Raw genomic sequence first — 26,219 nt, 5'->3', positions numbered from 1 at the left:
TTTAGAAGTACCCTTCCTTCTTGCGGTCTTCCATGGCCGCCTCACTGACCTGGTCATCCCCCCGGGTCGCCCCGCGTTCGGTGATCCTGGAAGTGGCCACTTCCTCAACGATCTGAGCTGCCGTCCTCGCGCTGGAGGCTACCGCCGCGGTGAGGCTGGCGTCCCCCACGGTGCGGTAGCGGACCAGCTGGGTCCGCACCGGCTCATGATCCCTGGGCTGGCAGAAGGCGTGCACCCCGAAAATCATTTGGTTGCGTTCGAAGACCTCGCGTTCATGGGCATAGTAGATCGAGGGCAGCACAACGTTCTCGCGCAGTATGTAGTTCCAGATATCCAGCTCGGTCCAATTCGATAGCGGGAAGACCCTGAGGCTTTCTCCGTAATTCAGCTTGCTGTTGTACAGACTCCACAATTCCGGGCGCTGATTCCTCGGATCCCACTGCCCGAATTCATCACGGAAGGAGAACACCCGTTCCTTGGCCCGGGCCTTTTCCTCATCCCGGCGAGCGCCGCCCATCAAGGCGTTGAGATCATTTTTCTCGATGGTGTCCAGCAGCACGGGGGTTTGAATGCGGTTGCGCGAACCACCGCGCTCCTCGACCAGATCCCCCGCGTCAATGGCCTTCTGCACCGATCCGATGATGAGCCGCACTCCCCTGCGGGCCACTTCGGCATCGCGGAAGTCCAGCACCTCCTGGAAGTTGTGCCCGGTATCGATATGCACCACCGGGAACGGTATGGCCGCCGGGGCAAAGGCCTTGGCCGCCAGGTGCAGCAGCACCGCCGAGTCCTTTCCTCCGGAAAACAGCAGTCCGGGCCGTTCGAGTTCGGCAACAACCTCACGGATGATGAAGATCGATTCCGCCTCGAGCGCCGTCAATTGGTCCAGCTGGTACTTCAGTCCCGCCGTGGTTTTCGTTTTCAATGTGAACCCCCCAAAGTTCGTTTTCTTCTCGCTAGCCGGAAACCGGCCTGGTGCAGCGTGCCATCGTGTCGACGAGCAACTTGCTGATCTCCTGCCTGCAGACGAGCAGATCAGGTAGATACGGGTCGGCCCCGTTGTAGGCGAGTTCCGAGCCGTCGACCCGGCTGGCGTGCAATCCGCTGGCGCGGGCCACCGCGACGGGCGCCGCGGAGTCCCATTCGAACTGTCCGCCGGCGTGGATGTAGGCATCGGCTTCCCCTCGGATCACCGCGCAGGTCTTGTATCCGGCCGATCCCATCGGGAGCAGTTCCGCATCCAGCGCTTCGGCCGCCCGCAGCACGCTGTCGTGCGCCCTGGTGCGGGTTACTGCGAACCGCAGTCTCCCGTGTGCCGGCCAGGTGGTTGCAGGTTCGCGTGATGCACTGCTGAAGATGGTTTGCAGGCCCGGCAGGGCCACCGCGCCGGCGGTCAGCTGGCCGCGTTCCCAAAGCGCCACATGCACCGCCCAGTCATCCCGGTACTCTGAGTACTCGCGGGTCCCATCCAAGGGATCGATGATCCAGACCCGCTCGCGCTCCAGCCGTACGGGATTGTCTGCCGCCTCCTCGGACAGGACGGCGTCCCGGGCGTGCGATTGCGCCAGCGCGGCTATCAGGTATTCGTGGGCGGCCCGGTCCCCGGCGTCTTTTAATTCCCGCCCGCTCAGGCCGCGCGATTGCGCGTGCTTGCGCAACTCGAGCAGTATCGCTCCGGCGCCGTCGGCTATCTGGATGGCGCGCGACAAGTCCCCCATTTGTCCCCCTCCTTGACCCCTCAAGGTCACATGGAACAAAAATATGCGCCATGTGGTTTAGATCATAGTATCCAGCTTTGGGTGCAAGATGATAGGCGTTGCCCGGATTATTCCCCAGTCCTGCCCAATCCGTGACACACGACAGCCGGGAGCCTAGGATGGCCATATTCATCCATGGGAGGGGACCCAATGGAATCCGAAGACCACCGCACCGCGCAAGAAGAAGTCATCCACCTGGATCCGGGGGATCTGGATGTCTTGGAATTGGCGCTGGGCGGCCTTGCAGAGCCTGGCGCCGTCGAGCACGCCCTGGCTCGCCATGTACCCGCAGCAGGCGGAGCCGGCGGAGCCGGCGCGCAGACCGCTGCCGGGCAATACCGGCACCTGCTTCTTGCCGATCCCGACGGAACACCTCTGGCGAGGCTGAGGCTGGCCTCCGGGGACCACGCCGCTGGCCTGGTGGCCCTTGCCCCCGCCGAGCACGGAGCCTTCCGCGATCTGCGCGTCACCGGCCCGCTGCGGGCCGAGCGCGTCGTGCTCTTCGACCATGCGCCCACGCCGGGGCAACTGCTGCAGCTGAGTCAGCAGCACCCAGACCTGGCAGACGTCACGCTGCTGCTGGTCATCTCCACTGCGGTGGCCCACGGCGCCGGATTCGCCTCGCTGATGGATCAGCTTTGCTCCGCCGCGCAGCTGATCGGCGCCCGCGCGGGCCGGCAGCTGATCGTTCCCCCCGGGGTCTCTCCCCCGGAGCTGATCGCTCGGCTCGCCGCGGTGGTACTGGAGGACTTCCGGCAAGGTGCCACGCATCCCGCGGCTCGGCCGGGCGCGGTGGTGCTGCTCACCGGCCTGTCAGGGTCCGGGAAGTCCACCTTGGCCCGGGCCATCCAGCAGCAGGTTCACGCGCATTCCCGCCAGCGCGCCGTGCTGCTCGACGGCGATGAGGTGCGGCGCTATGTCTCCAAGGGGCTGGGCTTTTCCCGGGCGGAGCGGGAAACCAATGTCGAGCGGATCGGCTGGATCGCCGCCCGAATCAGCGAAGCGGGGGGCCTTGCGATCTGTGCACCCATTGCCCCGTTCGCGCAGGCTCGCAGCACGGTCAGGCGGCTGGCCGAGGCCGTAGGTTCATTTACGCTGATCCATGTCAGTACCCCCTTGGAAGTCTGCGAACAACGCGACCGCAAGGGACTGTACGCCAAGGCCAGGGCGGGGCTGATCCCGGACTTCACGGGCATCGATTCACCCTATGAGGTACCGGTCGAGGTGGATCTCCGGCTGGATCTGTCGCAATTGAGCATCGAGGCGGCCACCGCGCAGGCCATGGAAGTGCTGCCGCCCGAGCTTGCCGGGTCAGGCGGGCCAGAAAGGCCAAAAGAGCGGAATTAGGCCCAATGCGACGCTCGCGGTCAGCAGCGTCATCGGTATCCCGATGCGCACGAAGTCCTGCATCCGGTACCCGCCGGGGCCCATGACCATCAGGTTGGTCTGGTAACCCAGCGGCGTGATGAAACTGGCCGAGGCCGCGATCATCACCGCCACGGCGAAGGGCATGAAGTCCGCGCCGATCTGATCGGCAATCTCCATGGCTATCGGGAAAACCAGCACCGCGGCCGCGTTATTGGTCAAGAGCTCGGTACACAGAACCGTCAGGAAGAATACCGCGGCCAAGGCCATCCATGGACCACCGCCGACGGACAGCAGGGTCTGCGCCAGCCAGCTTGCTGCCCCGGTTTTGGTCATCGCCATGCCCAGCGAAAAAGAGGCCGCGATCACGATGATCACCTGGATATCGATATAGCGGCGCAGCTTGCCAAGTGCCACGCATCCGGTGGCCAGCATCAACCCGGCGGCAACCAGGGCGGCGACGATGACTTCCAGCAGGCCGAAGGCATTGAGCAGCACCATGACCACCAGGATCGCCACCGCCCACGGGGCCTTGCGGAAGTTGGCCGGCGACTCATCGTTGATCGGGCTGACCAGCAGGAAATCCCGGCGGAACCGGTATTGCTCGACGAAGTCCAGGCTCGCTTCCAGCAGCAGCGCGTCGCCCACCCGCAATTCGATATCCCCGATCTTTCCGGGCAAGCGCTGGCCCGCACGGGAAATCGAGAGCACCACGGCCTTGTAGCGCGAACGGAACCGGGACTCGCGCACCGCCATTCCCAGTCCCGCGAAGTCCGGGCCGATCACGACTTCCACCAGCCGGCGCTGGAAGTGATCCACGTCCAGTTTCCCCACATCCCCAGCCGATGGCTGCAGGCCGCGCACCTTGCGCAGCTCACCGGCGCAGCGCGGGTCGCCGATGAAGGTCAGCCGGTCCCCGGAATGCAGGACGGTTTCGGGTCCGACGTCCGAAACGAGGTTCTGCTCCCGCTGTATCTCGGCCAGATAGCAATAGTTCAGGCTGCGTAGTCCGGCGGCCGCGATGGTCTTGTTCCGCACCGGGCTGTCCTCGGTGACCTGGAACTCGACGGCATACTGGCGGGCCGCCTGCAGCTGCTCCAGGGCGCCGTGCCGGGTGGGCAGCAATTTGCCGGCAAAGAGGATCAGGAACAGCGCCCCGGTGACCGCCAGCGGTACGCCGATCGCGGCAATGTCGAACATGCCCAGCGACACACCGCGTTCGGATTGCAGCAGCCCGTCGATAACGAGGTTGGTGCTGGTCCCGATCAGCGTGGCGGTACCGCCGAGGATCGCCATGTAGCTGAGCGGGATCAGCATTTTGGAGACCGGGATGCGCAGCCGTCCGGACCAGTCCTGGATGGCGGGCAGCAGCATGGCCACCACCGTGGTGTTGTTCAGGAATGCGCTGAGAGCTCCGACCGGGAAGGCGAGCCGCGCATAGGCGCCGCGCTGGGTCTTAGGCCGGCCGAGCAACAGGTTGGCGAGCCATTGCACCGCTCCGGTTTCCTTCAGGCCCGCCGCGACGATATACAGCACCGCCACGGTGATGACTCCGGGATTGGCAAAACCTACCAGCGCCTCGGCAGGTTCCAGGACGCCGGAGAGCAGCAAGATGAGCACCGCGCCCATCAGCACCACATCCGCCGGCAACCGCCCCCAAGCCAGGGCGGCGAGCACCCCGATAATCACCGCGAAGGTGATGTACGCTTCAATGCCCATCTGCTGGTCCCACCGGTGCGGTGTCCCGCAGTTTGCATGTTCCAGACGGGTGCGGCTCACTCATCGAAAAGCCCCTCCTCGATGATCAACCGCTCCAGCTTCCACGGGTCATCGGTGTATACGCCGTCGATTCCCAGCTCCAGGTACGGCAGCAGCCGTTCGGTGCTATTGATCGTGTAGATGTACACCGTCAGCCCGGTATCCTTGAGCGCGCGAATATAGTCCGTGGGAAGATCTCGGGAGGCCCCCACGTAGTCGATCCCTTGGGCCTTGATCTCCGCGGGCTCCGGCATCTCCTGCAGCAGCAGGAGCAGGGCCTGCAACCCGCTGGCGGCCAGCTGCACGGCGGCGGCGTAGTCGTAGGTTTGCACGATCACCGAGCCCTGGATTTGCCGGCTGATCACGGACGCGGTGAAATCCTCCAAATCCGGCACCGGCCGCTTCAGCTCGGGGAACAGCACATTGCCCGTGGTGTATTCGTCCAGGATCTCCGGCCAGGTGGTGGTGCTTCCCAGCGTTTCGCCGTCTTGGGAACGCACCTTGGCCAGCTCCCACTGCTCCAGCGAAAGTTCTTCCAACGGTCCGGTGACGCCTTCCAGGCTCCGGTCGGCCAGCGGGTCATGGCTTGGAACCAGCGTGCCGTCGGCCAGGGGACGCAAGTCGAATTCGATCGGATAGCCGGTGTTGGCCAGCGCCTGCATGGCTTCCGCCGAGGATTCCGGATACACCCGCCAGGCGCTGCGGTGCGCGATCAAGGTCAACGGCTGAGCCGCCGGCGCGTCGGTGGCTGCCGGTTCCGCGGTCGTTTCGGTGCCCGCCCCATTGGTGCACCCGGCCATCAGGGCCGCCAGCACAATGACTACGCACCCTGCGGCGCTTCGTGCCCGGATTCCCCCGGGCCTTGGCGAATTCATGGATCCTCCCCAGTAATACATGGATTCAATAGGCAAGCACCAGAGTCCAAGAGCTGGTTCCCGGTGCCTGCCGATAGTGCTATTTAGTTGCATTCAACGCTTTTGATCAGCACCTCCAGCGACTGCTCGGCCTCTTCCAGCTGCTTCTCGCCGTCTTGTTCCTCGTCGGCTTCCACCGCCAGGACGGTGCTCCAGCTGCGCTTGACCGCATCGAACTGCTGGCTGTGCTCGGTGACCGAGGGATCGCCTTGCAGATCATCGATGGCATCCAGCCAGCCGCGGATTGCGTCCACGCCCTGCAGCTGCACGTCCTGGTTGATGGTGCCCAGCCGCTCGGCCACGTAGCCGCAGCCCACGCTGTCCTGTGGAGCCTCCGGCCAGTCCCCGGACGTGGCTCCTTCGAAGGTGGTGATCGGCTCGGCGGGCCCCTGGTCTTCGGCTTCCCCGGCCGCCACCGCACCACCGCCCTCCGGCTCGTTCCCGGCGTCCTGGCCTTGCGGGCCGGAGCCGCCCAGGGCATTGATGATCAGCCAGGTGGCCAGCGCCACGACCAGCAGCGCGCCGAGGATGGCCAGCAGCCAGCGGGTCCGCGCCGGCTTGGAGTTCTTCTGCCGTTCAAGGGTGTTGGACATGATTATTCATCCTTTCCTGCCAGCGTCACCGTCATGGCAACGGTTCGCGCTCCGGCACTTTCCAAGGTGGCGGCAAAGCCGCCCACGGTACCAGCTGGAACCGCGCCGTCGCTCTGGGCCACCAGCGAGGTGATCCGCCCGCCGCCGGAACCGACGGTGCTGCCGCGGTTCAGCAACTCGGGCTGCGCCGTAAGCGCGTTGTCCTGGCTTCCCTTATCCGCCCAGTAGCCAAGCACGGTCAGTCCGCCACCGCTAGCCTCCAGTTGCGGAGCGATTTTCTCCACCCCATTGGTACGGAGCAGTTCGATGGCGGAGTCTTGCACCCACGCCTCGCCAATGCCCCGGTAGGCCAGGAGATGAATCCCCGTTTTGGCCGTTGTGCTTAGCGGTATGGAGACCTGGGTTCCGGCGTCGGAGGCGGCGGCGACCTTCGAGTACAACACCGTGTGCGTACCGTCCTCTTGCAGGGAATCCTGCAAGGTCCATCCGGTGACGCCGGCCGGCTCGTCCAGGGCCGCCGTGGAGGAGTTGACCGTCGCCATCAGCAGCAGCCCATCACCCTCCTGGACCGACTCCGGAACGTTCACGCGCGGCAGGCTGCTGGACAGGTTCGCCTCGACCCCGGCCACGAAGTCAACGACCTGCCCGGGTTCCGGATCCGGGTCAGGATCCGGTTCTGGGTCCGGGTCAGGATCTGGTTCCGGCGCGGTGAGGCTCACCGTCTGCGTGGCCGGCTCGGATTGGAGGCCCTCGCCATCGGTCACGCGCAGCGTGAGCGTGTAGTCCCCGCCCTCGGCGTAGCTGTGGCTGGCGGCGGCCCCGGTGGCGGTGTTCCCGTCTCCGAAGTCCCACGCATGCTCGGCGATCTCTCCATCCGGGTCCGCCGAAGCGTTTCCGTCAACGGCGATGTCCAGGCCGTCAACCTCGACCGCGAAGTCGGCCACCGGAGGCTGGTTCGGTTCCGGAACCGAGGTGGAACCGGGATTGATGACAATGGACCACATGGCCGTGCGGACCGAAGCGACATCCATCGTGCCCACCACCCCGCCGGTGAGCCCGGTGGTCAGCGTCTGCTGATCGGCGGCTACCGAGACGATGCGCCCGTTGCCGCTGCCCACCGCGGTCCCGCGCGGCTCGGTTTCCGCGGCAGGGGTGATCGAATTCTCGATGCTTCCCTTATCGGCCCAGTAGCTGATCACCGTGCTGCCCGGCTGCTCGACGGCCACGGCTGGAGTCACTTTCTCCACAGAGCTGCTGGTAGTCACTACCGCGGCCGAATCGGCGATCCAGTCCGCGGAAATGCCGCGGTACACCAACGCGTGGATGGTCGTCTTCAGCATCGACCCGGTAGGCAGCGCCACCGTGGCTCCGGCGTCCTCGGCGGTGGCAACCTTGGCGTAGGCCCTGGTATGCACCCCGCCCACGGCTTCCTGGCCCAGCTTGCTCCAGCCGGTGACGCCGCTCGGTTCCTCCATACTGACACTGGTCGAATTCGACGTGGTCAGCATGATGATCCCGTCCCCGGCTTCGATGCCCGCGGGCAGCTGCAATTGGGCATTGGAGCTGTTCATATATCTCGCCGCGGAATCCACGAAGCTTGCCGGGGCGATCTGCGTGACCGGGATCTCCTTGGTCACGCTGTGCTGTCCGGCTCGATCGTCGGTCACGGTCAAGGTGACCTGGTAGCTGCCGGCCTCGGCGTAGGCATGCTCCACGACCTGGCCCGTGGCGGTATTCCCGTCCCCCAAGTCCCAGGAGTACTCCTGGATGGTTCCGTCCGGGTCGCTGGCCGCGGCGGCATCCAGGGTGACATCCAAGCCGAGCGAGGAAGCCGTGAAATCGGCGTTGGGAAGCTCGTTGGGCAGCTGCTGCACGCTCACCGTTTCGGTCTTCGAAGCGGTGGCACCGCGGTTGTCCGTCACCGTCAGGGTGACCTCGTAGTCGCCGTCCTCGGCGTAGCTGTGGTTGACGAATATCCCCTGGGCGGTATTCCCATCCCCGAAGTCCCATTCGTAGGAGGCCAGCGTGCCGTCCGGGTCGCTGGATGCCGATCCATCAACCGAAATCGTCAGGCTGTGCGCGCTAGCGTCGAATTCGGCCACCGGCAGCTGGTTTGCCGGCGGCTCGTTGCTGCCCAACGTATAGTGCTCGGCCGCCTGTTCGGCGCTCAATGCCCTTCCGTAGACCGCGAACTCGTCCACCGAACCGATCAGCCAGGCACGGCTGTTGCCGGACCAGGTGGTTTCTGCGCCGACCTTCCAGTACCCGGTGAAATTCTCCGCCGTGGTTGCCGGATGGCTTGCGGCCAGCGCACCGTCGACGTAGAGCCGCATGCCCTCGCTGCCTTGGGTGGCCACCACATGGTGCCAGGCGTCGTCGTTGTAGGCGTTGCTGGTGGTGGCCCGGGCCTCGGATCCGGGATAGGTGCCGAAGACCAGCTGGCCGGAATTCGTCAGGAAGATCTTGCGATCATGCTGGTTCGAGAGCTGATCGGCGCGATTGCCGAAGGAGGCGATGGTGCCGCCCTGCGTGCTCGAGGTCTTGAACCAGGCCTCCACGGAGAACGGCCCGGGATTCGTGTAGCTGTTGTTGCTGGAGATCCATCCGTAGCTGAACGAGGAATTGCTGGTGAAGCTGATCGCCTTGTCATCCTCGCCGACCAGTGCGCCCTCGGTCCCCCGGGTTACGAAGCGCCGGTAGGTGCCGTGGCTTTCACCGCCGGAGGCATCCACCGCGGTACCGCCCGTGGCGTCATTCAACCGCCAGTAGATCTCCGGGACATCGTTGTACACCGCTTCCCCATAGGGGTCGTCCGGAATGTCAGGGCCGGTGTTGCTCCCGCCCACTACGATGATGCGGCTGGCCTCGCCCACTTCGCCGGAGCTGGTGGTGATCTTCAGGGCCACCGTGTAGGTGCCCGGTTCGCCATAGGTGTGCTGGGCAACCGGACCCACCGCGGTGTTTCCGTCCCCGTAGTCCCACTCGTAGCTGGTGATGGTGCCGTCCTGCGTGCTGCTGCCCGCGGAGTCGAAGTTCACCGTGGCGCCGCTGATCGTGGCCTCGAACTCGACGTTCGGGTCAAGCACCTCAAGCTCCTCGGCGGGATGGTTTCCTGCCAAGACGAACAGATCCTGGCTGCTCCAGTCCACGCCGTCCACCCGCGGACCGGAGACGGCCCGCTGCGAGTCCGGAACCACGTTGCCCAGCGTTGAATCCCATTCCCAGGTACTCAGCTCTCCGGTGTTGTCGGCAACGTGGAGGGTGTCGCCCGAAAGGAATGCGGATTTGACCCGGCTCCAGTTGATAGCCGCCCCGCTGGAAGGCGCGGCATACAATTCGGCACCGGTAATCGTGCTCTCGGTGTTGAAGTAGCGATAGTTCAGCGTGCTTGACCCGCCGCGGGTGAAATACATGCGCGCCGTTTCCGGATCGAAGAAGGCAGAGGTCATCGAGGTCATCTCGCTGGCAAAGGCGGTGAGCAGATTCAGGTCGATATTCTCGGCGGCACCGAAGCTGGTCCCGTCGAAGGTCCGGCGCTGCAAGGTGCCATCGGAGTTGGCCGTATAAACCCAGCCATCGACCATGAACGCCGCGCGCACTCCGGACCAGTCGACGTTCGTCGAAACGCTCTGGCTGGTCGCCAAGCCCGCCGAAGACAGCTCGCGCATGACCAGCTCGGTCTCTCCGGTGGCTTCGGCGGAGTTGATCAAGAACAGCGGGTTGTCCGCGTTGCCGACATTGTCGTGCGGGAACTGCACGCCGTTGGCCAACGGCATATAGGCGATGCGCCCACGGTACTGCCAGCCGGATATCCGGTCGGTATCGCTGCCGATCCACAGTCCCTGGTCGTCCGCCAGGAATTGGTAGACGCCGTAGCCTCGGGTGCGGCCCGGGTTCCAGCTAAAGGGCATGCCGTTGCGCACATCGAGTGCGGCCAGCCCCTCGCGGGATACGGCGCCGGGCCCGACCCGGTCCCCGGCAAAGGGGTTGTTCATCCATCGCTGGTGCCCACCGACGTAGACCACGCGTTCGGTGACCGAAACCGAAATCAAGGTATCGCCGCCGGTGTAGTCGATCCAGGTCGGCTCCTGGGCGGTGCCCACGGCCCCGGTCTCGAATCTGGCGGCGGTGTCGCACAGGGTACCGCGGAAGTAGGCACCGGTGGTGACGACCACGAAATAGGATCCGTCCGGGGAAAATTCAACGTCGCGCATGTAGCTGTCGAAGGAAGACGAGCAGGCCGGCGCATACCGTTCGGTGGCCCATGGTGCGGTGGTGGCGCCGGAGGAGTCGAGGGCCAGCATCACGATCTGCGGATGGCGCTCGCCATTGACCTTGAGGAAGTTGCCGATGCCGATGAGCCGGGACCCATCCGGGGTGATGTCCATGCTGTACAGGTTCAGCGTGCCCTTGCGCGGTTCCTCGAAAAGCACGTCGACGTTGTCCAGCACCGCGCCGGTGTCCGGGTTCAGCCCGGCCAAGAGGGTGCGGTCGGCGCTGCCGACCTTGGTGAATCGGCCCGAGGCGTACAACGTGTCATTCTTCAGCAGCACCTGGGTGACCCGGCCGTTGAAGGCGGGGGTGGTAAATCCGGCAGTCTTTTGTCCGGTCTGCCCATTGAGCTTGGCCACGGCACGGGTCGTGGCGCCGTTGACCTCGTTGAAGCCACCGCCGATGAAGACATTAACGCCGTCACCGGCCGGGATGATATCGGTGACTTCTCCGTTGACCTGAGGTGTGAAGTCCGAATTGACCTGCCCGGTCTCGGTGTTGAAAGAAAAGATATTGGTGCGCGAGATTACCGGGGTGTCGCTTCCGGGATTTCGCACCTGCGTGAAGTTTCCGACCGCAATAGTATTTGGGCCAACGTGGGCGAATCCCCTGACGTAGCCGTCCAAAACATGCGGGGTATTGCTGCTGGGCTCCGTGCTGACGATATTGCCGTGGTCGCCGGGAAAGGCGCCTTGGGCCGGCGGCGGAGGAGCCCCCAGCAGCGTGATGGCCATAGCTGCCGAGGCAAGCACTGCCACGAATAGACTCCGCAAATATTTTCCGAAAGTCCCATGCCGATTAATCATGGAATTGCCCTTCCCCCAAAAAGTGACATGATCCACCGCGCAGCACCACAATCTCCCTGGTTTGCGCGAACCCCAACCCACGCAGCACGATTAGGACAAATTATGCGCCACATTCCGATTCCCGAACAGATCTAGCCGGGGAATCAAGTAGTTTGCGGCCGATTAGAGTATGGCCTTTGCCCCAATGCGACAAGGGGCAAGGCAGCGGCCGGATGAATGCTGAAACCGTCCCGGTCCCCTTCGGTACTCGATGGATTGCCGCCGGATCCCTTGTCAGGGTTCGCGCTTGTCGGTACGCTCAAGTAACTGCTCAATTGGGAATGGTGCGAACCATAGCGGGAGCAGGCTCGACGCGCTTTGGGGGTGCGGATTCGTGCAGGTCAGTTTGGTGCCATCGGCGGTATCTTCGGATACCGAGGATTCTTCGCACCCAAAAATGCTCACTCGGACAACGTGGCCGCTGGTCCTGCTGGTCCTCGGTTTCCCCTTGTGGTGGCTGTTGGGACTCAGCGCGATCCTTCCCATCCTGCTCGCGGTGCCCCTGCTCTGGCAATTGGCCAAGAAACGCAGCCTGGCCACTCCCAAGGGCTTCGGCTGGTGGCTGCTGTTCCTGGTTTGGATGTCGGCCAGCTTATTCCTGCTCTGGGCGAACGCCCCCGGAGCCGTTCCAGGCGGCGGGTTCAGCCGGGTCCTCGTCTTCGGGTACCGCTTCATGTGGTACCTCAGCTGTACGGTCATGCTGCTGTGGATCATCAACACCAAGAAGGAAGAACTAAGCAACGCACTTGTCGTGCGCCTCATGGGGTGGATGTTCATTTTTGTGGTCGCCGGCGGCTTGTTGGGCGTCTTGGCCCCGCGCTTTGAAGTGACTTCCCTGGTGGAACTGCTCTTGCCCGAGTCCTTGCGTTCCAACAGCCTGATTAATTCCATCGCGCACCCCGCCGCGGCGAGTCTGACCAATTTCCTGGGACGGCCCGAATACCGGCCGATCGCGCCGTTCGCTTTTGCCAACAGCTGGGGCAGTAATTTCTCGTTGTTCCTGCCGTTTTTCATTCTCGGCTGGTTCTCGAAGCGTGCCGGTTGGCGCCGCGTTCTCGGGATAGCGATACTGGCCCTGGCCACCATTCCGGTGGTCCAATCGATGAACCGCGGACTCTGGGCCTCGCTGGGGCTGGGGCTGCTCATCCTGCTTGGCTACATTGCGGTGCGCGGCCCGCAGCGGCACCGTTTCAAGCTCGTGGCCGCCGTGGTGCTCACGGTCCTGGTTGGTGCCGTCGCTTTCTCGATTAGCCCGCTGGCCGATACCGCTCTTGAAAGGCTTGACAACGCGCACAGCAACGAACGCCGCTCGCAGCTGCTGACGCAGACCGTGCTGAGCACCGCCGAGGGATCCCCGGTGGCCGGTTTCGGCAGCACCCGCGACATCCAGGGAAGCTTCGCCTCCATCGCCGGTGGCGGCACCCCGGACTGTCCCGCCTGCGAGGTGCCGCCGTTGGGAACGCAGGGTCATATCTGGCTGGTGATCTTTTCCCAAGGCTTGGTAGGGGCCGCGTTCTTCCTGCTCTTCTTCCTCTGGCAGGCGTGGCATTTCTGGCGCGTGCAGACTGCGTTGCAGCTGGTAGGGATGTCGCTGCTGTGCTTTTTCGCCCTGCAGATGTTCATCTACGACACCCTGGGCATGCCGCTGCTGACGATCATGCTCGGGCTGGGGCTGATGTGGCGGGAACGCTACGCCGCACTCGATCCGCAGGATTTGCCTCAGCTCACCGGCTATTTCGTGCTGCACCGCCGGCAGAAGATCGTGCTGCTGTCGGCGATGTCCTGCGCGCTGGCGCTCGGTGTGCTCTGGACGTCGAGCAGACCCGCCCAATACATCGCGCAGACCTCGTTGCTGCTGGCTCCCACCCCGATGTATTTATCCGGCACGGCGGGTGAGGGTTCGCGCAGCATCACCGTGGATACCGAAGCGGCTCTGGTGCTCACGCAGAGCACGCTGGACAGGGTCAACGCCGCCTATCCGGAGCTGGGCAATGCCGAGATCCGCAGCGCCGTGTCGATTTCCGCCACGCCCAATAGCCGCGTGCTGCATTTGAACTACGCGAGCACCGACAAGCAGCGGACCACCGAGGTGATGAGCCTGATCGCCGAGGAGTATCTGGCGGTGCGAAACGAGTTCCTGGCCCAGCGCAAGGAACAGGTCTTGCGGGATCTTCAGGAGCAGCTGATGGCGTTGTCGCCCGATACCCCCGAGCAAATTGAGGTGGACTCGCTGCTGGACATCGACCCCGAGCTGGCGCGGGAGATTGAATTGCGCGATTCCCTCATTGACTTGACGGTCAGCGATACCCGTGCGGGTGAGATCCTGCGTGCGACGACCACCAGCGAATCCAAGAACCAGCCTGAGGTCGTGCTTGTCTCGCTGTCTCTGCTCGGGCTGCTGCCGGCCCTCGCGCTGCAGCGGCGCTCCAAGCCGCGGAAAAGCGGTGCGCAAATGCGCTAGCCAGCTATATCACACAGCGTTGCCCGCACCCGTCCCGGTGCGGGGCAAGCCAGGAAGTTCAGTTGCCAGGTGAATGATTGGGGAGAACATTGAGCGACACATCTGCAAAACAAGCCGCACGCGAAGCATCCGAGGCCAACGGCGAAACGATGGTCAGCGTGGTCATTGCCACGCATAACCGTCCGGAGCTGTTGAAGCTGGCCATCGAAGGGGTGATGGACCAGGACTATGACGGAACGATCGAGTGCATCGTGGTCTTCGACAAAAGCGTTCCGAATACCTCGTTGGTCCACGACGGGAGCGACCGCACGGTGCGGGTCATCGCCAACGAGCGTACGCCCGGTCTGGCAGGAGCCCGGAATTCTGGAATTCTTCAGGCTCGTGGGGCGTACGTGGCATTCTGCGATGACGACGATACCTGGCTGCCGGGCAAGCTCACGGCTCAGGTCGCGGTGCTCGCTGACCCTGCCGCGCTGACTGCGGTCACCGGGGTGATCGTGGACTACCAGGGGCACTCCAATATCCGGGTACCGCAAGCCGAGGACCTGACCTTGCGCAGTCTGGTTCGGCGCCGGGTCATGGAAGCCCACCCCTCCTCGGTGATGGTCAAGCGAAGCGCCCTGCTTGATCAAATCGGGCTGGTGGATGAACAGCTGCCGGGCAGCTACGGCGAGGATTTCGACTGGCTGCTGCGTGCCGTGCAGGCAGGTGACATTGCGGTGGCCGCAGATCCGCTGGTTCGGGTCCGCTGGGGCGGCTCGCAGTTCTCGCAGAACTGGGCCGTCATCATCCAGGCCATCGACTACGAGCTGCACAAGCATCCGGTGCTGAGCCTCGATCCGCAAGGCCATGCCCGGCTCCTCGGGCGCAGGGCCTTTGCCAATGCGGCTCTCGGGCACCGCAGGGAGGCGGTTCGCGGCGCCCTGCAGACGCTGCGGCGCTCACCCACCGAGCGACGTGCACTGCTGGCCCTCGCGGTCGTGTCACGGCTGGTCAGCGCGCAGCGGCTGCTCGGGTGGGCGCACCGCCGAGGGCGCGGCATCTAGTCCTGGCTACCGCCGCCGTCCGCCGCGGCGCCACCATCGCTGTGCCGGCGCCGCTGCGATCAGCCTGTCCACGATTAGACCTAGCCGGAGGGCGCTCTCGTCCGGGGATGGCAATTCGATGCCGGGTTTCAGCCGCTCGTCGGCACCAGCGGTGAATTGCTCGACTTCGGCACGGACTTGTTGCACCGAGTCGACCAGCTGGACCAGCCCCAGTCCGGCCATATGCCGGGCAAAGCGCTGTTGATGGCCGTCCACATGCTCTCCGCGTTCCGGATCTCGTGGCATGACCAATGGCATCTTTCCGCTGCGCAGGATCTCTACGATGGTTGACGGGCCGCCATGGCACAGCACCAGGTCGGCTCGATCGATGTGCTCTTTGACTTCGTCCTTGGCCAGGAAGTCCCTGCCCTGGGCGGAACTGGGCGCCTGGGCGGTGCCGAATTGGATCAGGCAGCTCAGCGCCCCGTCCGACGGATCATGCCCCGCCAGCAACTCGTCAACCAGGTTGACCATGCGATCGAAGGGGTGGTGGTCGGTCCCGACCAAAGCCAGCACCGTGACATCTGGTTTGGCGGATTTCACAGCAGCGGTCCGATCACGCTGGCACCGGGATAATATTTCAGCTGCTCTTCCCACTGGACACAGAATTCGGATGACAGCGGACGGCACAGCCGACCGGTCAGCGTGCGCGAGTCGATGCGGTCATACACCTCCACGTAGACGGTGGGAATACCCATCAGCCGCGCGGTCAGAAAGAAGGGCAGCGCCACCCCGGCCCCGGTACTGATAACCGCCGTCGGCCGGTGAGCTCGCAACACCTTGATCGACAACCACAGGTTCCGCATCGCGTTCACTGGATTCCGGGTGGTCGGATGATAGGCCCAGGTGACGTCTTCGCCCTGCAATGCGCTTGTGGCATCCGGGGTGTCGAAAGTGACCCACGCGCGCCGGTGTTGCTTCCACCAAGCGTCCATGCTCAGCATTTGTGCCAGGTGCCCCCCGCTGGACCCCACAAATAAAAGTGTTCCCATCCGGCCAGATTACTCATCTTGCGTGCAGACGAACAGGGGTTTAAAAAGTATTCGTCCGGTTTTGCGGAATCACGCGCAAATGAGAGGTATATTACAGTCATTACCGGGAACAGCGATACCCGGCGGATTAGAACTTGGGGGAACTAATCTTGGAAGCTCGCGCTGATCATAAATCTCGCTTGACGTTGTTCAAGTCCGCATCCAGAAAGATGTGGGTCTTAGCGGCCATCCTGGCCCTGTTGGGGGCAAGCCTCGGTTTCGCGGTTGGACACGCCGCGCCGCGTGCGCAAACCGCTTCCACGGTGATCCTGGTGACGCCGCTGGATGGCAATGCCTTCTATCCTGGCACCCGAGGTGAGCAGCTGGTCAACCTGACCACCGAAGCCCAGGTGCTGAAATCAGACAAGGTCGCCGCGAAGGTCATCGAGTCCACCGAGCAGGGCTCGGATCCGGTTTCTCTGCTGCGCCAGTTGACCACCACCGTACCGCCCAACACGCAGTTGATCGAGATCACTTTCGAGAACGATGACCCTGACGCTGCGGTACGCGGAGCACAGGCTTTCGCCGACGCGTTCCTGGAGTTCCGCAGCGATCAGGCTGCCGCTTATCTTGAAGGGCAGATCACCGGCATCCGGGACGAGATCGAGAAGCTGACCGCGAATATGGGCGAGCTGAGCGAAGAACTCGGGAAGCCGAATATCACCGCCTTTGAACGCACCACGCTGGAAGCCCAGCTGAACGCCGGAGCCTCGCAAATCGCTTCGCTCGGTGCCCGGGAAAGTACTTTGGCGACCACCCGCATCGACCCGGGTCAAGTAGTCACCGCAGCGACTCTGGATCGTGCTGCGCTGTTGAGCCTGCGCGAATTGCTTGCCTTTGCCGGGCTGCTGGCAGGCTTGGGACTGGGAATGCTGATCATGGTGTTCATGGCCCGAAGCAACAAGGTCCTGCGCCGGGTCGATGAACTGAAATCATTCGGCGTCAATGCCCTGCGCGTGCTGAACGAAGCCGAGCTATCTCGCGGCGAGGCCAAAGACAGTAACCCTGCACTGGCTAGAAATTCTCCCAAGCTCACGCAATTTCGCTCCGAACTGCTGGGCATGGTGCAAAACAGCAACCGACGGGTGCTGCTGCTTGCCTCGGCCGATGACGGATGCGATTTTCCGCTCTCCTACAATGCCGTGGCCGACATACTGGCCTCGGCCGGGCTGAAGGTGCTGGTCATCGACGCCACCGGCAGGGCGGTGGAGTCCGGGAATACTGCGAAGCTGCCAGGCATTGGGGAGGTGCTCGCCGGCCAAAGCACCCTGGCGGAAGCGAGCCAGAGCTCAAACCAGCTGTTGTGTCTCATCGGGCAGGGGGAACTCGTCAAGCACTATGAGAACGGGCTGTCTTCCGAGCGGCTCAACGAGTTCCTGATCAGCGCAGGCAAGGAATTCGATGCGGTGCTGGTGATCGCCCCAGAGCTGAGTCTTTCCATCACCCAATGGCTTGTGTCCGTAATACCCACCGTGCTCGTGGAGGTCGAGCTGGGCACCACCAAGCGCAAGGATGTCCGGGCTGCGCAGAACGTGTGCGTGAGCCTGGCCGCCGAACTGCGTGCCCTGCTAATCCGGCCCACGAACTCTCAGCCGGCACGGCACCGGCCGCGCCCCGACAACGGCCGCGCCGAGCACTTGTCCAATGGAGTTTCGGGAAGCAAGACCACCTGATCCATGGCTGCCCAACTTCAACACCATTTGGCGGGCATTGCCCGCAGCGGTAGCCTCAACGTGCTCGGCGCGGCGGTCGCGGCGTTGCTGAACTTCGCGTTCATTGTGGTGGTTACCCAGAGCTTCGAACAACGTACCGCTGGCGCCCTATTCACCGCGACCTCGATTTTCGTGATCGCCTTGAGCATCTGCTCGCTGGGCACCGATGCGGGTCTGGCCCGCTTCCTCATGCGTTATCAGGCACTGGACCGGATTGGGCACATGCCCCTGGTGTTGAGCGCCGCACGTAATCCGGTGCTCTGCTGCGGTCTGCTCTTGGCGCTTGTGGGCAGCCTGCTGTCCGGGCAAATCGCCGCGACCATCGGTCTGCATGGCGTGGAAGGCCAACTGACTATCATCCTGCTGATGCTCCTGCTGCCCGTGGCGGCCCTTGGGGATCTCAGCCTGGCGGCCGCACGTGCCTTGGGAACGGTGCAGAGCACCGTCTTGAGCGAGAAGTTGCTTCGCCCGGTCCTCCAGCCGCTGGGTGCACTGTCGGTGGCGGCGATGGGCGGCTCGCTGATCTGGCTTACCGCGAGCTGGGCCATTCCCTATGCCGTTGCCGCTGGCTTGTCGGTTGTACTCTTTCGCCGCGTGTTCCGTCCCTACCGGAGCACCACGACACCATCCCGGTCCGAGGTCCGTGCCGTCGCAAGAGAATTCTGGACGTTTTCCTGGCCACGGGCCATTTCCCGGATCTCACAGTCCATCGTCCAGCGTGCCGATATTGTTATTGTGGCTGCGCTGATCGGTCCGGCTGAGGCGGCTGTGTACACGGCCGCCACCCGTTTTGTGGCCTTGGGACAGTTCGGAGTCCACGCAATCCAACAGGTTCTGCAACCGCGCTTCAGCCAGTTGCTGGCGATGGATCAGATCAAGACCCTGGAAGCGGTGTTCAAGACCGCGACCTCTTGGAACATGGGACTGGCTTGGCCCCTATACATCACGGCCATAGTCGGAGTGAATCATTATCTCCTGTTGTTCGGCCCGGACTACGGCACCTCGTCCGCTCGCATAGTGGTCCTGGTGATGGGCCTGGCCTTGATGCTAGCTACCGCCGCCGGCCCGCTGGACACAATGCTGTTGATGTCCGGGCGGAGCACCACGAGCTTGGTGATCTCGCTGGTCGGCCTGGCCGCCAATATCGGCTTGTGCTTCGTTTTTGTTCCGGCCTTCGGGTTGCAGGGTGCCGCGTTCGCTTGGGGCACGGCCATCGTGCTGCGCAACGTGCTCACATTTTTCGGGGTCTTCCTGACACTGCGAATCAATCCTTTCAGCGGGCAGGCCGCACTCATTGCGGTGCTCGCGATTCTCAGTTTCGCCGGCCCCTTGCTCCCTGTGGCGCTTTCTGGAACTCATGCAATCCTGCCCTTTGCGCTTGCCTTGAGCGCCGGGGTGCTGATTTACCTCGCGGCGTTGTGGGTTTTTCGGCGGCGGCTTCAGTTGACAACATTCCGGCATATTCTGCCTAAGCGAAAGTCCGGCCAGGCGAAAGGATGACCCCGTGGTGCGCACCATGATGTTTGAAAGTTGGCGTGGTCGGTATGCCGACAGCCCTAGAGCCATTTCCGAAGGCGTGAGCAAGCTGCACCCGGAGATCAGACTGGACTGGGTGGCAACGGACGAAGCCCGCCTGCCGAAGCATTGCACGCCGGTAAAACGGCACTCCCCGGACTATTTCCGCAAGCTGCTGACCACCGATTTCCTTGTCGCCAACGACATCGTCTCCAAACACTTGGTCAAGGGACCAAAGGTAACCTATGTTCAATGCTGGCATGGCACACCGCTGAAGAAGGTCGGATTCGATGAATCGCATCCGAGCTCCAAAAGGTTCTCGGCCCACATGAGACGGGTCGTTCGCGACGTGCGCAAATGGGACTACCTGGTGTCCCCCAGCCCCGCGTGCACCGAACTACTCAGATCCGCGTTCCGCTATGACGGCCATATCCTGGAGACCGGGTATCCACGAAATGACATCCTCAATTCGCCGCAGGCTCCGCGGATTCGTCAGCGCGTGCGGGCCCGTTTGGGGGTTTCCCCGGATCAGCTCGTGGTGCTTTACGCACCGACGTGGCGAGATGACAGCAAGGACGAGCACGGTCGCTTCCGGGACCCGAGCGCCATGGATTACGAACTGATGTCCCGACTGCTGCCAGCCGGAACCGTGGTGCTCAATCGGCTGCACACGGTGGTGCAAAGCAAGGCCAGCACATGGCAGGATGAACGGCTCAGCGTCGTTGACGTCAGCAGGTACTCCGAGGTTGCCGATCTTTACCTTGCGGCAGATGTCTTGGTATCGGATTATTCTTCGGCGATCTATGATTTCGCCGTCACCGGCAAACCCATCATTCTCTACGCCTATGACCTGGTGAAGTACAGCGAACAAACTCGCGGGCTGTATTTCGACTATCACCAGTGGGCACCCGGACCCATCACGCAAACCCTGGAAGAACTCATCGCTGAGCTTCTGCGACTGGATGACTACGTAAATCGCTTTGCCCTACGCTACGAGTTGTTCAGGCAACGATTCTGTCCCTTGGAAGACGGAGGGGCCACCAGCCGTTTGCTCGCCGCTGTCCTCCAGTGATTTTCCTGTCCTTCGCTAGCGCCGCCAGGAGGGGGTCTTGCCCATCAGCTCCGCGAGCTCGCGGTCCGGCGCGGCAAAATAGTCACGCAGTCGAGCACGAAGCTGTTCATCCATTGCGGCACGAGGTTGCGCGTTTTCCGCCGGGACACTGTCTGGAATGAAATCTGGCAGCCCCAGCCACTTGAGCAATGCTCTGAACTCCTCGATGGGGTGCCGGAAGAAATCATCGGCATCCATCAGGTATAGCCGGTCGCTGCCAACGGCTTCGTGGATCCGACGAATTTGCTGGGCGTACAGCCCGCGGCGCAGATAGGCGTGATGCCGATGACTGTGGCTCTGGTATTGCGGATCGTCGATGAGCCGCTGATTTTCTCCCGCCAGCCGGCGGTCCTCCAGTTCAAGGGCCGTTTCGAAATCCTCCGTCTCGAATCCGCGGACCAGTTCGTGGCGGTGGGCCGAATAGGCGCGCTCCACCGGGTCGCGCAGCATTATCACGAGTTTGACGTCGGGCAGGTCCTTGGAAATCCGCTCCGCGGCTAGCGGGTGGAAGCAGTAGTAGCCGCTGCTCTCAAAGACTTGGCGGACGGAGGAACCTGGCAGGATGCCGGTGGTCAAACGCAGCGGAAAGTGTCCCCGGTACCAGCGCATGCCCCGGGCATAGTTCACGTCGAAATATCCGATCCCTTTGGAGGCGGTGGGACGAGCGACCGCTGGGTGCGCCGAGAGCAATCGATACAGTGAGGTGGTGCCGCTGCGCTGCGCGCCGATGATGATGAAATCAGGCAAGGTCCGCGCCGGAGCGCTCAGCATCCCCATGCCCTGCATCCCGGCACGCAGGGCACCGATCACCGGTGCCGGAAGCACCTTTTTGGCCTGCTTGGTCAGCGCGCGTATTTCGTTGCCAATCATTTGCTAATCCCCCAAAGTTGTTTCCAGCACAGCTACCAATACTGCGGTTTTCTGCTGTACGGCTTGCACTTGTTGCTCCCGCTCCCCGAGCAGGTATCTGCCAGCCAGATCCGCGAGATAGCAGGCGGCGAGCAACTGTTCCCCTCGTTTTGCTTCCCCCAGCACAGCCCGCAGAGTTCGTTCGCTGACTCCTGAACGTCCGAATGCCTCATGCACCGCGAAATGCAGGCGGTCAAGGCCTGCCGGTACATTCGCAGCGAACCTTTCCCAGTCCCACACCTGCAATCGGCCGCGGTAGTCGGCCATATTCCAGGCGGTCCAATCCCCGTGGGTGGCGCTGAACTCCAGTTGCTCCGACCCGTATCGACCTTCCAGCTGCTCCAGGGCAGTGCGCCATCGCTGCCACAACGGCGACGGGGATTCGTGCTGCCTGGCAGCCGATAGCCAGCTCGCGAGCCACAGGCTACTGCCCAGCGGCTTGCGGCCGGCGAAAAATACCCGGTGCAGTTCCCCCTCCGCCCGTGCCCTGAGGTGAGCTAGGCGTCTCGGAGGCGCCAGTGCGGTGGTTGGCATGGTTGCCATGACCAACAATTCAAGGCCTTCCCAAGAACCGGAATGCAAAACGCTGGGAAGCTCCAGGTGGTCCAGGCGCTGCTCGCCCAACTCCCGCAGGGTCTGCGCCTCTTGGCGCACGAGCCGTGCGGTGAATTCATTGCTGCCGACCTTTGCGAATCCAAGGCTTTCGCCGGAAGTCGAGAACAGCTGCAGAATCGGTTTCCGGTTGGCGCGGACCTTCCCGATGGTCATGCTGAACGTCACCGGTTGACCGAGACTTTCGGACAGGTAGGCGACGAGCCCCTGGTTAATCCCCCGCGCGAGACGCAGCTGATGGCGGGCGATCGGGGTCCGCGGCCCCCAAAGCCGCATGGCCTGGGCCGCGAGCAGCCGTTGCAGCCGCGTGGCGATCCCCAGATCCGCGCTGTAGCGCTGCAGGGAAGCGCTTGCGGCCTTTCGTTGCCCGGCCGGAACCAGGATGCGCGGGTTCTCGAGGTTCGGGACAATGACCAGGCTGTCCATGGCTGAGCCCACCCCAACCGGCTCCAGCGTAATTCTCCCGGCCAATCCCAATTCGCCGAGGGCATGGCAAAGGGCAGCTACCGGCCCGCCTTCCATCGGAACATGACTGTTCACCTGCAAGCTAGGCACGGAGCTGCCCCCCCCATAGCGCTCGGACTATTTAATCTTGGTCGAGTCCTTCAGGACTTCACCAAATTGCTTAGTCTTAAGACTATCGGTAATTTCCCAGGTTGTGCTCGAATTCAGGTGGGTATTAAAGTAGCTCATCGCGATGCCTCCACGGTTGACGATCTGGTCATAGGTGCGTTGCATCCATTCCGGATCCGAAGCGGCTGCTTCGTTGTTGATTCCGGTCTCGCCGATTCCCCATTCAACATCGTGCTTTGCAGAAAATGCCTCGAATTCCTGGAAATAGGTGTCCATCGGGCTCGTGCCGCGAACTTTGCCGTCCTTGACCGTCTCGTCGTAGTTGTACACGTCGTATCCAACGATGTCGACGAGACCATCTCCAGGCCACGTATTTTCCAGGGAGTACTGCTCCTCGCCAAAGACCTGGTGCCAACCGGTCAGGATGGTGGCAAACGCGATGTTGTCAGAGCTCTTCACGATCGGTGAAAGGTGCTTCTGCATGGCGACCCAGTCCTTGATTGGACCGTCCCCCTCTGGTTCGTGATGGAAGGTCAACCACACCGGTCCCTGCAAGGCATCGAGCTTGGTCACCAGGTCCTCGGCCCAGGCATCTCCCTTGCCTGCAGCCATGTCATTCCACGAATGAGGCAGCTTGAAACTGATCCAAGGAATACGCTTGCTCGCGATGTCGGTCTTTGCGATGTTCACGGCGCTGTCCACCTGGGTAGGGCCGTAGAAGGTACGGCGGATGCCCAGGTTTCCACCGACTTCTTGCTCAAAGGACGATGGATCACCATTGCTTCCCACGGTGGCTCCGAAGTAGGCCCCGTCGGAAGGGATGCCGATCTTGCTGTAGGTGCCCCCCTCGGTGAGATAGCCGCCGATTTCATCATTTGGGTCCGCCTCGACCGCTTCCGTGCCCGGCGTCAGGTTCACATCGTCGATGAGCAGCCCGGTGCCAACAGCCAGGTCATAGGCTACGACGTTCAAGTCGAAATCTGCACCGGCTCTGGTGTTGGTGAACGTGAAGTTGACCTTAGTCCAGTTCGTGTCATTCAGGTGGAAGTATTCGCGGTGCGTATCGACTCCATCGTTGTCGACGGCGCGGACGCGCAAGTGCCCACCCATACCCGGTTCTTCCGCTTTGACCCAGGCCGATGCGGTGAAGGTCTGTCCTGCGGCAACGTTGGTCAAGGTGGACTTCTGATCGTTCAATACCGAACCGGCAGGGCCGGTGGTCGCCGACAGCCGTGCCGCGCCTCCGTTTCGGCCATTCGCAACGTGGCTAATGCTCTGCTGCTTTGAGTTTGTCTTCCACCCGGACACCCCAGAGGTGAAGGTCCCATTGACCACGTACTGTGTGTCCGCGGAGGCCTTGGGCACCTCGACCCATGGGTAAAGGCCGGTGAATACGAGGCCGGCCGCCAAAGTACCGGTAAGAACTCGGGCTGCCGAGCGGCGGCTACGCGAAAGGGGAAGAATCATGGAATTCAAGGATGACAAAAATTACTCCGAATACAATTGGGCCCGCAGTAGTGAGCGGTTCAAGCGAACATGGTTGTTGACTTTACCCATGTAAAAATTCGATTACAACGTTTAGATAACGATTATTGTATGCATCGCGATTATCTAAAAACGCCGTATATTCTTTGCCATTTTTCTTATACTCAAGATTCGCACAACGCCTTAAGTCAGTCTAAATCTTTTGCTCACCACCCGGGCGCGATGCAGAAAATGATTCCCCGTACCCACTCAGTGAGACTCTCGTCACCCTCCGTACCAAGAATTCAATACCGCGGCTTCCAGCCTTCCCGGTTCCTTCTCGGGCGCGTACAAAGGAGGAGCCAGCGACGGCTGGGGGCGCATACCACATTGTGGCAGCTCTACGTCACTGGCTCCGTCTAAACGGGCAGGAGGTGGTTGAACGGCCGGGGACCGATTTTTCCAACCCCAATCTTCTTGCCGTATCTCAAAGACTTGCCAACAAGTCCTCGGCACGAATCTCGAGGCTCTACTCTCCTACCTAGCTCCAAGATACGAACCCCGCAATTGACTTGCACGCGTAGTCCATACCCGAAATTTGTCCACTAGCTAGGTGATTCTCAGGTGGCCCGGTAGCCGCAAATTCCCGAATCGACCCCACCGCGGAAGCAACGGCACCTTGCTCACTGACCAAGGTGGCGCCTGCCGAACCACTCTTAGGCGGATCGCCAGGCCTAATCCGCCCCTTGTGACTCAGTAGGCGCCCGCTGGACGCAGCATCACTTTGAGCGTGCGCCACATGATCATCAGGTCCCCGGTGAGCGACCAGTTCTCCACATAGTAGAGATCCAGACGTACGCTTTCTTCCCAATCCAAATCTGACCTCCCATTGATCTGCCACAGTCCGGTCAGCCCAGGGTTGATGAATAGGCGGCGTTCGGTGTATCCCTCGTAGCATTCAACCTCGCAGGGCAACGGAGGCCGAGGGCCTACTAGCGACATATCGCCACGCAGGACATTGTAGATTTGCGGAAGTTCGTCTAGCGAGTACTTGCGTAACCAGGCACCAACCTTCGTCACCCGCGGATCCGCCTTGAGCTTGAATAGCGGGCCACTTCCCTCATTTTGTTCCCGCAATTTGCCGAGTTGTTCCTCGGCATCGACGACCATTGAGCGGAACTTGTAAATTCGGAAAGACTTGCCACGCCGCCCCACCCGTTGCTGGCTGAAGAGAACCGGCCCTTCGCTTGAAAACTTTATAGCGAGGGCAATGGAAAGGAATACAGGCGCCAATCCGAGTAGTGCGATTCCCGAAAGGACAACATCCAAAATCCGTTTGATTACATGGTGGCCACCGGTGAAGCTCGGCATTTCAACATGCATCAATGGCAGGCCTTCAACAGGCCGCATGCTGATGCGTGGACCTGCCACATTGGTGAGCGAGGACACCACGATCACATTGGTCTTCGTTTCTTCCAGCCGCCAGCTCAAGTCCTTGAGCGCGTTGCCACCACCGCGCAGGGGCCCGGCGACGATGACGGAGTCTGCCTCAACATTGCGAACTGCTGCCTCCAGGTTTTCCAGACCCGAAAATGTTGGTACGACATCAATGCCTAGTACATTATCTTGCGGTCCGTCAATCAACAGGCCAGCAATCTTGTAGGCCGGCCCGGCCTTTCTGCGTAGCTGACGCACCACGTACTCGATATCGTGCTCCTGACCGACAACTACTACCTGCGAGAGGGCATATCCGAATGCGGCTTGCTTCCACAACCATCGCCGCCAGACCCATCGCTCCAGCACAAGCAATCCCATTCCCACCGGGAAGCCAATCAGAATCAATTCCCTGACGCCGTCTATGTCGAAAAGCACCGCGACGAACGCCATCAAGCCTGCGACTAGTGCCGTGGAGTCTACGACCCGTTTGTACTCGCTCGCCCCCACGCCAATTTGCTGAGTGGCACGTGTTCTGCCGAGAATGAGAAACAGAGCCCAGATGAGCATCGCGGCCACTATGAAAAACTGCGCCGCCGTTAATTGGAAGGGCACGCTGGCCATTCCCAGTGCCCCGATAGAAAGCAGAATCAGGAAATCCGAAACTGCTAATTTCCGAATGTAGCCCTGCCGCCATTTGGCGGCGGAAAATCTGATGGGTACTTCTATCCCAGTTCGTGAACCACCCCACGCCTGCGCCGTCGCAGACTTATTCCTCAAGTTGCGGATAATCTCTCGACTACCCAGT

General features: G+C 62.3%; 18 protein-coding genes. 6 read left to right on the top strand and 12 right to left on the bottom strand.

The window, feature by feature from the left end; translation table 11 throughout:
• Position 1: 1 nt before the first annotated feature.
• Together cysD and CQ015_RS13865 are read right to left on the bottom strand one after the other, a co-directional pair.
• Positions 2 to 925 carry a sulfate adenylyltransferase subunit CysD gene (gene cysD, locus CQ015_RS13870; protein ID WP_105650400.1) on the bottom strand — a complete coding sequence of 308 codons (924 nt, stop codon included), beginning with the start codon at positions 923 to 925 and terminating at the stop codon, positions 2 to 4.
• 31 nt (positions 926 to 956) lie between these two features.
• Positions 957 to 1,742: a 3'(2'),5'-bisphosphate nucleotidase CysQ gene (locus CQ015_RS13865; RefSeq protein WP_258138553.1), complete on the bottom strand. Its 786-nt coding sequence runs from the start codon at positions 1,740 to 1,742 to the stop codon at positions 957 to 959.
• A gap of 165 nt (positions 1,743 to 1,907) precedes the next feature.
• On the opposite strand from CQ015_RS13865, the gene cysC reads away from it, so the two are divergent.
• Entirely contained in the window at positions 1,908 to 3,104 is a 1,197-nt protein-coding gene (cysC, locus tag CQ015_RS13860) for an adenylyl-sulfate kinase (protein ID WP_181150431.1), read from the top strand.
• Here the strand turns inward: cysC and CQ015_RS13855 are convergent.
• From CQ015_RS13855 to CQ015_RS13840, 4 genes are all read right to left on the bottom strand, one after another.
• Positions 3,069 to 4,901, bottom strand: a complete 1,833-nt coding sequence (locus tag CQ015_RS13855; protein WP_258138550.1) for an SLC13 family permease — start codon at positions 4,899 to 4,901, stop codon at positions 3,069 to 3,071. The two genes, cysC and CQ015_RS13855, sit on opposite strands and share 36 nt — an antisense overlap.
• The gene (locus CQ015_RS13850) at positions 4,898 to 5,755 is read right to left on the bottom strand and encodes a glycerophosphodiester phosphodiesterase (RefSeq protein WP_181150430.1); all 858 of its coding nucleotides are present in this window, start codon (positions 5,753 to 5,755) and stop codon (positions 4,898 to 4,900) included. The genes CQ015_RS13855 and CQ015_RS13850 overlap by 4 nt, the downstream gene beginning before the upstream one ends.
• A gap of 83 nt (positions 5,756 to 5,838) precedes the next feature.
• The gene (locus tag CQ015_RS13845) at positions 5,839 to 6,387 is read right to left on the bottom strand and encodes a hypothetical protein (protein WP_105650396.1); all 549 of its coding nucleotides are present in this window, start codon (positions 6,385 to 6,387) and stop codon (positions 5,839 to 5,841) included.
• A gap of 2 nt (positions 6,388 to 6,389) precedes the next feature.
• Positions 6,390 to 11,417 (bottom strand): PKD domain-containing protein, encoded by a 5,028-nt coding sequence (locus CQ015_RS13840; protein WP_181150429.1) that lies wholly within the window; start codon positions 11,415 to 11,417, stop codon positions 6,390 to 6,392.
• A gap of 421 nt (positions 11,418 to 11,838) precedes the next feature.
• Between CQ015_RS13840 and CQ015_RS13835 the strand changes: the two genes are divergently transcribed.
• Together CQ015_RS13835 and CQ015_RS13830 are read left to right on the top strand one after the other, a co-directional pair.
• Positions 11,839 to 13,965, top strand: a complete 2,127-nt coding sequence (locus CQ015_RS13835; protein ID WP_146114065.1) for a hypothetical protein — start codon at positions 11,839 to 11,841, stop codon at positions 13,963 to 13,965.
• Between the two features lie 89 nt (positions 13,966 to 14,054).
• Positions 14,055 to 15,011, top strand: a complete 957-nt coding sequence (locus CQ015_RS13830) for a glycosyltransferase family 2 protein (protein ID WP_219844313.1) — start codon at positions 14,055 to 14,057, stop codon at positions 15,009 to 15,011.
• 6 nt (positions 15,012 to 15,017) lie between these two features.
• Here the strand turns inward: CQ015_RS13830 and CQ015_RS13825 are convergent, their stop codons facing one another.
• Both CQ015_RS13825 and pssD read right to left on the bottom strand, forming a co-directional pair.
• Entirely contained in the window at positions 15,018 to 15,593 is a 576-nt protein-coding gene (locus CQ015_RS13825) for a glycosyltransferase (RefSeq protein ID WP_105650393.1), read from the bottom strand.
• Entirely contained in the window at positions 15,590 to 16,042 is a 453-nt protein-coding gene (gene pssD, locus CQ015_RS13820; protein ID WP_105554448.1) for a PssD/Cps14F family polysaccharide biosynthesis glycosyltransferase, read from the bottom strand. Before pssD ends, CQ015_RS13825 begins: the two co-directional genes overlap by 4 nt.
• 179 nt (positions 16,043 to 16,221) lie before the next feature.
• Between pssD and CQ015_RS13815 the strand changes: the two genes are divergently transcribed.
• Genes CQ015_RS13815 through CQ015_RS13805 form a run of 3 tightly spaced genes read left to right on the top strand, consistent with a single transcriptional unit; the run spans position 16,222 to position 20,380 of the window.
• Entirely contained in the window at positions 16,222 to 17,754 is a 1,533-nt protein-coding gene (locus CQ015_RS13815; protein WP_146114064.1) for a hypothetical protein, read from the top strand.
• Between the two features lie 3 nt (positions 17,755 to 17,757).
• Positions 17,758 to 19,293 carry an oligosaccharide flippase family protein gene (locus CQ015_RS13810; RefSeq protein ID WP_105650391.1) on the top strand — a complete coding sequence of 512 codons (1,536 nt, stop codon included), beginning with the start codon at positions 17,758 to 17,760 and terminating at the stop codon, positions 19,291 to 19,293.
• A gap of 4 nt (positions 19,294 to 19,297) precedes the next feature.
• On the top strand, positions 19,298 to 20,380 hold the full coding sequence (locus CQ015_RS13805) for a CDP-glycerol glycerophosphotransferase family protein (RefSeq protein WP_105650390.1): 1,083 nt from the start codon (positions 19,298 to 19,300) through the stop codon (positions 20,378 to 20,380).
• Between the two features lie 15 nt (positions 20,381 to 20,395).
• On the opposite strand, the gene CQ015_RS13800 is transcribed toward CQ015_RS13805, so the two are convergent.
• The 4 genes from CQ015_RS13800 to CQ015_RS13785 form a co-directional block, all read right to left on the bottom strand.
• On the bottom strand, positions 20,396 to 21,289 hold the full coding sequence (locus CQ015_RS13800) for a sulfotransferase (RefSeq protein WP_105650389.1): 894 nt from the start codon (positions 21,287 to 21,289) through the stop codon (positions 20,396 to 20,398).
• 3 nt (positions 21,290 to 21,292) lie between these two features.
• Entirely contained in the window at positions 21,293 to 22,495 is a 1,203-nt protein-coding gene (locus CQ015_RS13795; protein ID WP_146114062.1) for a hypothetical protein, read from the bottom strand.
• 27 nt (positions 22,496 to 22,522) lie between these two features.
• On the bottom strand, positions 22,523 to 23,980 hold the full coding sequence (locus CQ015_RS13790; protein ID WP_105650387.1) for a carbohydrate binding domain-containing protein: 1,458 nt from the start codon (positions 23,978 to 23,980) through the stop codon (positions 22,523 to 22,525).
• A 750-nt stretch (positions 23,981 to 24,730) separates the two neighbouring features.
• Positions 24,731 to 26,191: a sugar transferase gene (locus CQ015_RS13785; protein WP_258141578.1), complete on the bottom strand. Its 1,461-nt coding sequence runs from the start codon at positions 26,189 to 26,191 to the stop codon at positions 24,731 to 24,733.
• Between the last annotated feature and the right edge of the window lie 28 nt (positions 26,192 to 26,219).

It is taken from the genome of Arthrobacter sp. MYb221, from assembly GCF_002979835.1.
GTDB lineage: Bacteria > Actinomycetota > Actinomycetes > Actinomycetales > Micrococcaceae > Glutamicibacter.
Note: the sequence above shows the minus strand (reverse complement) of the source record. Positions and strands in the feature narration are given on the sequence as shown.